The sequence below is a fragment of the Mesorhizobium delmotii genome, assembly GCF_900149755.1.
GTDB lineage: Bacteria > Pseudomonadota > Alphaproteobacteria > Rhizobiales > Rhizobiaceae > Mesorhizobium > Mesorhizobium delmotii.
The window spans coordinates 96,042-108,471 of sequence record NZ_FUIG01000032.1 but is presented as its reverse complement, the minus strand read 5'-3'; the positions used below and the strand labels follow the sequence as shown (position 1 = coordinate 108,471).

Here is a 12,430-nt window from a genome sequence, read left to right as displayed (position 1 = left end):
CACATGTTCACACGCTGCGCTCGTTCGCAGATTGCAAGGCGATCATCGAGCGAGCCACGACTGCGCGCCGCGCCGTCGTGCTTGGCGCCAGTTTCATTGGCCTGGAGGTTGCCGCGGCGCTGCGCTCGCGCGCGATCGAAGTTCATGTCGTGGCACCGGAAAAACGGCCCATGGAACGGATCATGGGTCCGCAAATGGGCGACTTCATCCGCGCCCTCCATGAGGAGAATGGTGTCGTATTCCATCTCGAGGACACCGCGACCAGCATCGACGGCAGCAAGGTGAAACTCAGCAGTGGCGATACGTTGGTGGCGGATTTCGTCGTCGCCGGCATCGGCGTGCGACCGCGGACAGGGCTTGCCGAAACGGCGGGGCTCATCCTTGACCGCGGTGTCGTAGTAAACGCCTTTTTGGAGACGAGCGCACCAGGCATCTTCGCGGCCGGCGACATTGCGCGGTGGCCAGATCCTCACAGTGGCGAGAACATTCGGGTCGAGCATTGGGTAGTTGCCGAGAGGCAGGGGCGAACCGCGGCCCTTAACATGCTCGGCCATCGCGAGAAATTCGTCGCCGTGCCGTTCTTCTGGAGCCAGCATTACGATGTTCCCATCAACTACGTCGGCCATGCCGTGCAATGGGACGAGATCGCGATCGATGGAGACATCGTTGCCAAGGATTGCCTGCTCCGCTTCAAGCGCGAAGGGCGCACGCTGGCTGTCGCTTCGATCTTCCGCGACATCGAAAGTCTAGGGGCCGAGGTGGAAATGGAGCGCCAAATCACCTAGTGAAGCGCCCGCTGTACGGCCGGTTCAGCCCGCGCAATCAGTCTCGGCGCGCAATGATCCAGTCGGTTGCTGCCGCGAGATCGGCGACGGTTGCGGTCGGGCGCGGATCAAACCGTTTCTCATCGCCCTGCCGGTATTTGCCTGTCCGCACCAGCAGCGCGCCCGAAAGTCCGGCGCGCAGGGCGCCAGCTATATCGGCCTCGGCGTCGTCGCCGACCATGATCGCCTGATCTGGCGGACAGTCCATGCTTGCCAGCGCCGACAGAAAGAATTCCGGCGAGGGCTTGCCGAGAACGGTTGCGCGTTTCACGGAGGCAAATTCCAATGCCGCGACGAATGGCCCTGCATCGAGGCTGAGCTCGCCGTCAGCATCCCGAAACGTCCGGTTGGTGGCAAGGGCCAGCAATTCGGCCCCCGCGCTCAGTTCGCGGAACGCGTCATTCAACGCCGCATATGTGAAGGCCTCTCCGGCATCGCCGACGATGACGGCGCGCTTGTCGCGATCCGGCAGGTCGCAAAAATCCGGCGCAAGGCCGGGGTGAACCAACAAGTATGGCGCGCGGCCATTGCGAAGCAGCCATTCGCGTGCAGCGTGCGCCGGCGTGAAAACATCTGCATTGGTAACGGTGAGTCCCATCGCCTCCAGACGTTCGAGAACGCTCTGTTTCGACGAGCGCGTGGTATTGCTTATGAAGCGTATGGCCAAACCGGCCTGACGCAAACGCGCGACGGCGTCGATCCCGCCTGGTATGGCGATCTCGCTATCGTAGATGACGCCTGCGAGGTCCAGCAGTACACCCCTTGTCATCGGTCCAGCATGACCACGAGTCCGCCATGCGTCAAATCCGGAACAAGGCCATTGTTGTTCCCTGTGGATCAGGGCGGGCAGGCGCACTCGATTAACCGACGGTCACCGCCACCATTCGGGGAAGGCCGTGCGGGCGGGTTCGGCCAGCGTCGCGATCTCCCCGTCGGGAACCGTAGGGCCAGAGTCGCGGGCCAAGCGGCGCCCAGCCGCCGGCCGCCGCCATCGCTTTGTCGAGAGTGAATTGCACCGCCGCCGGGCGAAGTGCCAACACCCGCACAAGGCTGATGCCGATCTGGAACGGCAGGCGCGCGCGGTCGGCCATCGCGGCCACCAGGTCGCTAACCCGGTCGACTCCGCAAGCGCAGGAGGCACCTCTTCGCGCCGCAATGCGTGTGGACCCGCAGACAACGAGGCCGGACGCGACCCGCAACCGACAACGATCCCTGCCGGGCGGCGGTGAACGGCGACGTTGGGCCCTATCGGAAATCCGCCGGGAGCGATCTTTACAGTTGGCCGCCCAGCCATTCCCGCAAATCGCGGTCTTGCTGACTTTCGGCAATGGGCGGCGAGGGCCGCATCCGGACATACCAGATGGCGGCAAGCACTCCGGCAGCCCACGCGCCGGCGAACACATTCGCAATGAGGTCGATCGGAACCTCCCAAGCCGGCCAGAACATTAGCACGGCATCAATCAGGGGCGCGACACCAATTAGGAGTACAGCAGGTGGATTGCTGAAGAGGACGTTGCTTATGGCGGAGAATACGTCAGAATCCTATCCGCGAGGGCCGGTGCTGTCGCGCCGGGAAGCGCTTCAGGCGGGTGCCGGGGCCTTGGGGCTGACAGCGCTGCCGTCGCAATCGGGGGCGGCGGCGACCTCTTCGGCTAAGGAGACAAGCACCATGACGCGCATAGCTTGCCAGGCATCCAATCGCTTTAATAAACAGCTCCACAAAAAAGAAGCCAATTGAATAGCCCGAAAAACGTAACCGAAATCCGGCCGCTTCGAAACTCGACGCATACAGTCGTATGATAACAGCGTACTGGGATCGGGGGCCGCGCGGCTTGCCCGGCTAATGCTCTAAAATTACTTCCGCTTTCGAGGCATTGGGGACATGGCGGGACTTGGCTCTGGCTCGACTCGGTCGTGAATGACGCTGGCTGCGTGAAAACGCTGGAACCAGTCATCAGCGCGAAACAAAAGAATCGAAACTCCGGCCTTGGCGAACCTTTAATGCGCGAGCGCCGCCGCGGACGAATCAATCTTGCGCCAGATCAACCCGCAGATCGGTTTTCACGCAGCCAAGACCCGAAGCCGACCTGCCCAGACGTGCGATTCCCCTGTCCATGAACCAGACAGGTCTCAACCAAATGGCGCGATCACAATTGGGGCGGAGATTGATGGTGCAGCCTGGTCGTCAATGCGCCATCGAGTTTCCATAGGCGTGCGGTTCCATAATGTGATGCGGGTGATCTATTCATTGCTCTAATGGAATCACTTTTGGCCTCGACATTTCCATAGTCAAAGGCGAGCGCCGTCAATGGACCGACAATGATCCACTGAACGGCCGTGAAAGCCGTCTCGATCATGAGATAGTCAGGAACCGATGACATGAGGGTTTTGGCAGCAACGGCAAGCGTGGTGAAACTCCAGGACAGAATGCCACGATGCGGAGAGCGCACCCAGCAAGATCCGCGTGCACCTGCTTGTTGCTCTCATCTCGCTCCAAGTGTACCCTGACGATTGCGGACGGCGTTTAAAGCCATCCTTCTATGAGACACGAAGGGGGTAAACGGGACGTAAGACCGCGCTTTTGGCTGTAGCGCTTTCCAGTGGCGACTGTCAGGACCAGATAGGCGGCCGTTACCGTCCATTGTGAACGGAGGTCCACTATGCCCAAGAAGGAGCAACTCGCTGCGGACACGGACAACGATACCTTTCTGTTCGTTAGCAGCACCAACACGAAGAGCGTCATGGCATACGACGGCGAGACCGGCGCCTTTCTGAAAAAGTTCGCCAACGGTGGCGGCCTCATCGAACCCGAAGGCATCGCCTTCGGTCCCGACGGCAACCTGTACGTCGCCAGCCGCAGCGATGAAGTGCTTCGTTACGACGGGGAGAAAGGCAACTTCCTTGATGTCTTCGCCAGCGGCCACGGCCTCGTCGACCCGGCCGGCATCGCATTTGGCGGACCAGACAACGACCTTTTCATCGCCGCGGGCCTCACCGACGACGGCCTCGGCAACCAGATCCTCCGCTTCGACGGAGACACCGGCGTCTTCGAGGCCGTCGTCGATCCTGCCAACGCGGCCGGGCTCGACGACCCGGAAGCGCTGGTCTTCGGACCGGATGGCCTGCTCTATGTTGCCAGCGCTCCGGAATCAGGACCCGGCGAGGTCCTTCGCTACGACCCAGCGACGAACTCGTTCGTCGACAAGTTCGTCCCCAGTTCGGAGAGCAACATCTTGGATCCGACCGGCATGGTCTTCGGCCCCGACGGCGACTTGTTTCTCAGCAGCGCCGCGACGAGCGAGGTCATGCGCTACGACGGCACGACCGGCGACTTCGAAGGTGTCTTCATCACCGCCGGCAGCGGCGGCCTCAATGAGGCCGAGGGCATGGCGTTCAACTCGAACGGCAACCTCTTGGTCGCAAGCGAGCTGGGCCACTCGGTGCTGGAGTATGACGGCACCACCGGCGCATTCGTCGGCGAGTTCGTCGTTGCGGGCAGCGGCCACCTTTCGGAGCCGACATTCATCACCTTCGGACCCCCTGAATCGGACTTTTTCATTTGAGGATTCCAGTGTCAAAAGATCGGCCGTCCTAGAGTCGTTTGCAGGAATCGGAACCAGGCGAGCCCGCGGGCTTTGGCGACACGCCGTTGCGCACGCCTGAGGCCCTCTACGACAAGGGCCTTGGGCAGTTCATCCTGCCTTGCGACGCGGTTCGTCGGTCGCCCAACCCGGACGAGTTCCTCCTGGGTTTTCTTCAGGAAACCTATGAAGCGGCCGCCAATCTCGGGAAGTGGGATCGGCAAACGCTTGAGCGGCATTAGGTGTAGCCGGACCGGGCAAGGCGCAGCCCCCTGCGCAACGCGAATGACGAGGTCGACGTCGCCGGTGTGAGCGTCGGCACCTGTGCGCAAGCTAATAGGTCCGCCGTGGTCAGGTCTTGAATCTGATTGGCCGACAGGGAAGGCGTCGATCACGCGCAACTTTTGCTGCAGTGCATGAGTCCGGAGCTGGCCCATCGCGTCGTCTTGCTGCGCCGCGGAATTTGGTCGGTATCGGGGCATAGCGGGCATCGATCAAGCACCATTTATGAGTACGCGTCCTAGGACAGCAAGGCCGCGAAAGCGAGACGTATTAAGCAATTCCATGGGTGTTTTGCAGTTTTCATAACAGCAACCTGTTGATTCGGTTAGCTTTTCGATGACTCGGTCTGATTTTCACATTTTCTTACACATTCCTGGCATGTGTAAAAAATATCTAAACTGAATCAAGAGCTTATAGATACACGCAGGGGACTTAAAAGTTCTTGCTGGTTAGCGGTTTCTCACTTGTGGCGGCAAGATTTTACGCTTCCGCGCCAGCGCCGCCCCGATGGGCGGTCATCATGTGCCAGCGCCCACAAGCACCCGGTCCGTTTTCTTGGAGCCGGATCGAGAGCACCGGAGCGCGGGTCTCGTCATGAAGTGCTTGGTCGAGCACTTCGGCGAGGGCTGACCCGACAACCATCACCGCAAATTCAACCGCATTCTCAGGCGCAGGAAGGACCACATTTCCGCAGCGTTCGGTAATCTTGTTCCACTGTCACGACCGGACTTTCCTGCACGATCCGTGCCTTGACCCAATTCGTCCATCGAGATGCCTCTCCCGTCTGCCCCTCCACGTTGTGAGAACCTCCGACGTAGCCTCCATGGACAAACTCCCTTCGATATTCCATGGAAGGTCGATCACAGATCACTGCAGACGGGACAACGTGGAGGCAGAACACCGGTTACGGTGGATTGTAGGAGTGGGAGCGTCACCGCCATGCGGTATGCTATGCAGTTCGACCAATGGCTGCGTGGCGCCGGTCAGACGAACATTCTAGCGTCTCAACCAGCCTTTCATTGCAAGGACGCAGCCAGCCGAAACCCCGACGCTGCCGGCGCGTCCTCAACGGTAGAGTGCCAACTAGGGTGCTAGCATCTGCAATGGATGCTGACTCCAGCCACGATTACCAGGCTAAGCGCTAGCATCCAGTTGCGGTCGCAGGCGAGCCCAACAACAGACCAACGACAAGGAACGCAGCGACTCGTCCTAGCTCTGGGCCAAAGCCTGAATGGGCGCGCATACCAATCGGCACAATCGTCGCGGTCAAGGTGGCGATGAGCAACAGACATGCGGTTACCTTGAAGACGGCGCGTGGCATTCTCCATCAATGGCAATGATTGGAACGCAACGCTACTCCACGTATTAAGCCGCCGAGCAAAACCGCGTCTGCAGAAGGCCAAGCGTAGCAGATCGGTGGATCTGCCGCAGGAAACAGGTCATATGTTAATCAATTCGGCTTATGTCCGAATGTAGTAGCAGGTGTACTGACCGTTTCACGATAGTATTCGACCTTGGCCTCTGGCAAGGTTCGGAAACATTATATGGAACGCAATGTCCACTACCACGTCATGGACTTCTTGCGCATTTTTGCAGCGCTTTTGGTGTTACTGAACCATTTCGCGACATTCGCCTGGAGCAGTGCGTCAGTCGCCGAGGGAAGAGATGTCGCTTTCGGTTTTCTGTCGGCGTTTGCCGGTTTGGGTGCTGTAGGGGTCGAAGTTTTTTTCGTAATTTCCGGGTTTGTCATTGCCACGAGCGCCTCAGGCGAAGGGGGGGCGTCGCACGCGCTGCGTTTCGCGCGCATGCGCGCTACGCGTATATTGCCCGCCTTGTGGCTGTCCGCGCTCGTCAGCTTGGCCGCACGAGTTCTTTATGGCGAGGATTTTTCCCGTCTTCTGATGGATTTTTGCAGATCGGTAACGTTGTCTCCTAAGGGCCCTTATATCGACGGGGTCGTATGGTCTCTCGTTGTCGAGGCCGTATTTTACGTCTTGGTGGCCGCGTCAATTTTGTCGAGGTTTCGTTTATCACTCTACGATCTGGCCAAAATAATAGGGTTTTCCAGCTCGGTATACCTTCTTGTTCTCTCCGGGTTGCATTTGCTGCCGCCGTCCACGCGGCCGGAAGAAGCGATATCAGTGCTATCGCGGTTCCCCTTCAAACTGCTTCTGCTGCAGCACGGCGTTTTTTTTGCTACAGGCATGATCTTCTTTCTTGTCAAGAACGACGGTGATGAGCATCTCAAAATGGGGAATCATGCGCGGAAGGCAGTATTGTTATTGCTTTTTGGCAGTATGAGCACTGTGGAAATCTTTATTTCGATTGAACGCGGTTATGAGTACAAGCTATCAGCAGTGATAATTTGGTTGATCTGCATGTATGCAATGGCAGCAGGAATAAAATATCGTGAGTTCGTTAGGCATAATCTTTATAGGAACAACGCGTTAGTGAAGTATATTGGAGGAATAAGCTACCCCATATATTTGAATCACTATTCATTTGGCATGATTATCGTATGGTGGTTGTTTTCATTGGGTTTTCCGATGCCCATTGTTTTCGTCCTCTCCATCTTGCTCGTTTTAGGTTTGAGCATGGCCGTTATGTGGTTGGAAAAGAGGATTCAAAACGCCGTCAGGGGAGGGTTCCCTAAACCCGCCGCCAAACGAGATCAAAATGGCGGTTTAGCGTCCCCGATAGGGAATCAGGAAACCCCACGGCTATTGGGTGGTGAGCAGTGGGGACGTAACCGATGAGATGCGGGCATGGAGCGCAATTAAGGCGGTTGAAGTGCCGCTCGCCCTAAGCGCTGGTTTCCATGATGCGCAAAAGCCGATGCGCCCCCCGTTGCACGGGCTTCGATCGGTGGGGTTGGCACTCCAGACAAACCTTTTTCCGGGTACCTGGCAGGCGGTCTCTTCGCATTTGCGAGGTAATCGGGGAGTCATAGCTACCGCGAATGAGGTATCCCTTGCCCCTGTCGCGGCTGAAACCGGAGACAGTTTGGCTCGAAAGAGGGGCATCAATCGACCCATTCCGGGTCCTGGAACTGCAGCGAAGGTTACTCATCGAGCCGGAGTAGTTCCGAGCGTCTGAACTAACGCTCTTGCCCGTTGAAACGTCGTCACGGCAAAGAGAAAATCTCGTGCCGGCCCCAGTGGCGAGCTGCTGGTCCTGTGAGGCAGCTGACCTACAGCGGCTTGCAGCGTTGCACTTGAGTGAATCGGGGCTGCCCGAGTTGGAGCATTCCGAGGTGTTACCTGCGAGTGAAATCAGAGGGTTGCATAAAGGAAGTGGTACGTTCCGCCCGATTGAACGACCGGGCGGTTCGCGCCGGACAACGTCAGCGCGACCTCAAGTCAGCAGCGATGCTTGGCTTGCAGTCGGTACGGCGGGCCAGTCACACCGAAGGTCGTAAGCGATCCGTAAGCGTGCGTGTTCGAAAGTTGCACGGTGAGTGGCTGGTGTCACCAAGCGCTTCCGACCGCCGGAGGCCTTGCCATTCGAATGGATGGTGCAGAGAGTCGATCAAACTTTATGATGAGTATTGGGTACCTACTGCGCTCGATCAGGCGTGATCCTTGCCTTTTTGTGAGAGTGCAGTGCAATATCACCCATTGGTTGTAGCCCGCGCAGGGTACTCAACATGTCAAAGCTGGAGTACGTTTTCGCGTAGGGAGGTTATCTAGGGCGGATTGGCGGGGTTCGAATGACGTATGCTACAAGCCTTTCATTGAGTGAGAATGAACACCGGCCGACGTCAGTCGCAGTCAAAAGCGACGATAAGGCGTATATCAAGGCGCTAGGCTTCGTGCCAAAGCGATATGCGGCGGAAACCGCTATCGTCAATCAGGGCGAGGACGGCGACCGCGTCTTCATAATCGAGTCTGGCTGGGGATGCATTTCTCATGATCTTGCCGGCGGACAGCGACAGATTTTGGACTTTGCCCTGAAGGGCGACATTGTCCGGCCACAGACGTACTCGGGCACTGCTCTTGAGACATTTGTGGCTCAAACCGACCTTGCGGTGTTAGAAGCCTCGACCAAGACACTTGCTCTTGGCGCAGCGAAGTCGCCCTACATAGCCTCCCTTTTTCTCGAAACTCTCGCGCGCCAGAGAGCGATTGTTACCCAACACCTAACCAATATAGGTCGACGCAGCGCCTTGGCGCGTACAGCGCACCTGCTGCTCGAACTGAGAGCGCGATTGGAGCGCGTCGGCGCTGTCAGCCGCGCTGGCTATGCATGCCCTCTCACCCAGTACGACCTCGCGGACGCGCTCGGGCTGACGCCCGTCCATGTCAATCGAATGCTGCGGGAATTGCGGGAACGCGGGTTTCTGGAGTTCCGCCAAGGTCATGTCCGCGTGCTGGATCGACTGGGCGTAACGAAATTTGCCGAGTTCGATGACAGGTATATCGATGGTTGACACTTACATTGGCGCACGACGCAAAGGCGGCGCGACACGCCTCAAAGTCGCACTGCCATCGGCGAGGCCGGCTGTCATTACGGACGGCGCCAACCCGCGCCTGACAAACAACGCGAGGTCCAGATTCCAGTCGGTGTGTTCTCAGGCTACCCTCCCTCCTAGACCAAATTACTAGGGCCAAAAACGAAGGAGTAAAATTTTTTACGTTTTATTAACCTAAATTAGTGAAGGCGCATCTTTTCGGCGATAAACATTATTGACGGGATAGTGCTGTTCCATGGCGGGGCTTGGGAATCCCACAGTTATAGTGAAGGCGACGCGAACAGAACATCGCTCGTGGGAAATAGTATTTGCCTGAAGTCCATCTCGTACTGGTCACGAAACGTGGGTAAAAGTTTGGGGAGTAAGTTCATGGTTCCGACAATTCAACTGGATAGCAAATCACCCGGTGCACTGGAATTCGTATCGCGGACGACCGGGAATGGAATACATCTTCGTAGACACGGCTTAGCCGAATCCTGCCTGGCTCTGCTGGATGAGCGAGTGCTTGACCGACAATGTCTTGCGCAATGCCTGACCGCCTATGGCATCGGGAAGGAAATCCTGTCGTTCAGTTCGATCGAAGAGTGGCGGCATCAAGAGAATGCACTGACGACGTCGGCTATTCTGCTGAACGTGGGCAGCCGAAAGGTGACAGACGCAAGGACCGGCAGCGAAATCGCCGATCTCGTGAATGAGGCCCACCCGGTGCCAGTGCTGATTTTGGCCGATACCGACGATTTAGAGCAGATTCTGAAGGCGTTGAATTATGGCGCAAAAGCCTACATCCCGTCGTCGATCCGTTTCGAGATCTGTGTTGAAGCCGTAAATCTTGTCCTAGCCGGTGGCACGTTTGTCCCTGCAAGCAGCGTGCTTGCCCAGCACAAGGCAATCGACACAACCGTCGAAATGACAAGGCCCATGGCGAGTGTGTTCACGGAGCGGCAAGAAGAGGTCGTCCAGGCTCTCAGGCGTGGGAAGGCGAACAAGATAATCGCTCATGAGCTCAACCTCCGAGAGAGCACGGTCAAGGTTCACATCCGCAACATCATGAAGAAGCTGAAGGCGACGAACAGGACGGAGGTCGTCTACAAGCTCAACGAGATGTTTCCTGGCGTCCACGTGTTGAGCCGACCGAGCTAAACGGTTTTGTCGTCATGACAGTGGCACGGCTGCATGCTCGCAATGGGGCCCGTTGGTGGCGATCCTGCTCGACCGTTGCAGTTCGCCGCTCTTTTTGTTGCAGATATGGATTGAAGCCATGCTAGACCGGCCGATGGCGGCAATTGCTCACAAGTCATGGCTTGGGGCGGACGCCGCGCAGGACTTTATCAGCCTCGCTGACGTTGTTTCATTTGTTCGGCAGTACCTTTTCTCGATTCTGGCGTTCATCGTCGCCGGAATCGTTTGCGCCACGTTTTACTTTGCTACCTCGGATTCTATTTATGCCGCGCGAACCCAGATCCTGATCGAACCAAAGATACCCAGAGACCTTCAGCAGCAACCCGCCGAAGTGAATCTGTCGCTCGATACCGCTCAGGTCGAGAGCCAGCTCGCAGTTCTGCGCTCCCAGAAGATCGCGATGATGGTGATCGACGACCTTGGACTCATGGACAATCCAACGTTCAGGGATATGCACGGTCCGACCATCGGCGAGAGGTTTCACAGGGCTTGGATGAGTGTCGTTGAGGCCGGCGGGCTCGATACCAGCTATGCCGCGTTGACCAATTTCTTCCAACGAGTGCTGCCCGGGCCGGATCAAATCCAAACCAACAGTCCGCAGCTGGAATCCGAGCGTCGGCGTAGCGCGGTCGAGATTTTCAACGATGGCCTGGATGTCCAGCGTGTCGGTGTCTCGTATGCAATAGACATTTCGTTCCAGTCTCTGGACCCGGCATTGGCGGCACGCATCGCAAACGCCACAGCGGAGGCGTTCGTGCGTGAGCAAGTGCAAACGACAACAAAAGCGGCCGGCGAAGGCATCGCATGGTTGGAAAGGCGGATGCGGGAGGTCGGCGATCAGATGAACAGGGCGACTAGGGTCGTCCAGGAGTTTCGCGCAAAACACGACTACAGCATAGGTCAGGACGAGACGCCCATTGAGGGACAGGGTCTCGCGCCCAGCGAAGAACAACCAACACGCCAGACTACGCTAGAGCAGCTGGAAGTTACAGCCGACACCTATCGCAAGATGTATGAAAGCCTGCTCGGGGCGTATACGAACTCGGTCGACCAGCAGCTTTATCTGATCGCCAACGCTCGTGTCATTACATCCGCAACGAGCCCAAAGAAAGCAAGTCGGCCGCGCAAGACGCTGATCCTCGCCTTTGGCGCACTTGCCGGAATGGTGGCTGGCGTCGGGTTCGCCGTAGCGCGGCGCGGGCTCGATCGGAACGTGAGGACCCCGCATCAGATCCGCCGCGAACTGGGCCTGGCCTGTATCGGAGAATTGCCGCCGGTCAGTTTCAGGCGCGGTGGTTTTGGCCGGCTTGACGAGGTGCTCAAGAATCCGGACTCTTCATTCAGCGGCAGCCTCAGGAGCGTCAAGGCGATCATGGGCTTGGCCGGGGCCACCCCTTCAAGACGTCGCATCGGAATCACATCTGTGTGCCCCGGTGATGGAAAGAGCACCGTTGTAAGCAATCTGGCGGCCCTGTGTGGAGTGTCGGGCACAACGACCCTCGTGATCAACGCCGACCATAGGTCGGCACTGGCCAACGAACGTCTCTTGTCCTCCGATCTCAACGTGATCGATGGAGATTCCGGCAGCCCCAAAGATATCGGCAAGCAAATCGAGTTTATTGAAAAGACATCGTTTTATTACTTGAAGAACGATGTGTCGAATTCGACGAATTTGCTTGTTCCCGATAATATGGAGAAATTACTTAGCGAAGTTGACGCTTACAGTGTCATCATTGTTGAGCTCCCATCGTTTAGTTCAGGCGCCGAAGGGCTTGCTGTTTGCCCGCTTCTTGATGGCGTGATTGTGGTGGCGCAGTGGGGCGTGACGCCGCTTGATCAACTGGAAGATCTGACGCAGACACTCAAAAACACCAATTCGTCCGTCCTTGGCGTGTTGATGACACGTGTTCGTTCTGTTTCGGCTCATCGTTACCGCCGGAAGCGCGCAGCTCAAGCACCGCGCTGACATCCTGTCTTCCTCGCGGCGGTGTCAGTCGAGCACGAGCCCAGCGGCAAGTCTCGACACCGCCCGTCAATTCGAACACCTGCCTGTCAAAGTGAATCTGCGCCCCTTGCAGGCGGCGCAGAGAACC

At 57.7% G+C, this 12,430-nt stretch carries 10 protein-coding genes; 8 read left to right on the top strand and 2 right to left on the bottom strand.

Annotated features, from left to right (window positions below; genetic code table 11):
• Positions 1–785: NAD(P)/FAD-dependent oxidoreductase (locus BQ8482_RS20535; protein WP_165848642.1), on the top strand; the 785-nt coding region annotated here is incomplete at its 5' end.
• A gap of 37 nt (positions 786–822) precedes the next feature.
• Here BQ8482_RS20535 and BQ8482_RS20530 read toward each other — a convergent pair.
• The gene (locus BQ8482_RS20530; protein WP_123149276.1) at positions 823–1,593 is read right to left on the bottom strand and encodes a TIGR01458 family HAD-type hydrolase; all 771 of its coding nucleotides are present in this window, start codon (positions 1,591–1,593) and stop codon (positions 823–825) included.
• 91 nt (positions 1,594–1,684) lie between these two features.
• Complete coding sequence (locus tag BQ8482_RS20525; protein ID WP_123149275.1) at positions 1,685–1,915, bottom strand: hypothetical protein; 231 nt, start codon at positions 1,913–1,915, stop codon at positions 1,685–1,687.
• Positions 1,916–2,343: 428 nt separating this feature from the next.
• On the opposite strand from BQ8482_RS20525, the gene BQ8482_RS37760 reads away from it, so the two are divergent.
• The 7 genes from BQ8482_RS37760 (at position 2,344) to BQ8482_RS20495 (ending at position 12,303) form a co-directional block, all read left to right on the top strand.
• Positions 2,344–2,562: a hypothetical protein gene (locus BQ8482_RS37760; RefSeq protein WP_133254801.1), complete on the top strand. Its 219-nt coding sequence runs from the start codon at positions 2,344–2,346 to the stop codon at positions 2,560–2,562.
• Positions 2,563–3,484: 922 nt separating this feature from the next.
• On the top strand, positions 3,485–4,387 hold the full coding sequence (locus tag BQ8482_RS20520; RefSeq protein WP_123149274.1) for a Vgb family protein: 903 nt from the start codon (positions 3,485–3,487) through the stop codon (positions 4,385–4,387).
• A 38-nt stretch (positions 4,388–4,425) separates the two neighbouring features.
• On the top strand, positions 4,426–4,647 hold the full coding sequence (locus BQ8482_RS38190; protein WP_258116552.1) for a DUF5996 family protein: 222 nt from the start codon (positions 4,426–4,428) through the stop codon (positions 4,645–4,647).
• A gap of 1,584 nt (positions 4,648–6,231) precedes the next feature.
• On the top strand, positions 6,232–7,443 hold the full coding sequence (locus BQ8482_RS20510; RefSeq protein ID WP_123149272.1) for an acyltransferase family protein: 1,212 nt from the start codon (positions 6,232–6,234) through the stop codon (positions 7,441–7,443).
• Positions 7,444–8,396: 953 nt separating this feature from the next.
• Positions 8,397–9,116 (top strand): Crp/Fnr family transcriptional regulator, encoded by a 720-nt coding sequence (locus BQ8482_RS20505; protein ID WP_123149271.1) that lies wholly within the window; start codon positions 8,397–8,399, stop codon positions 9,114–9,116.
• Between the two features lie 411 nt (positions 9,117–9,527).
• Positions 9,528–10,298 (top strand): response regulator transcription factor, encoded by a 771-nt coding sequence (locus BQ8482_RS20500; RefSeq protein ID WP_123149270.1) that lies wholly within the window; start codon positions 9,528–9,530, stop codon positions 10,296–10,298.
• A gap of 55 nt (positions 10,299–10,353) precedes the next feature.
• Positions 10,354–12,303 (top strand): GNVR domain-containing protein, encoded by a 1,950-nt coding sequence (locus BQ8482_RS20495; protein ID WP_244602902.1) that lies wholly within the window; start codon positions 10,354–10,356, stop codon positions 12,301–12,303.
• The last annotated feature ends 127 nt before the right edge of the window (positions 12,304–12,430 follow it).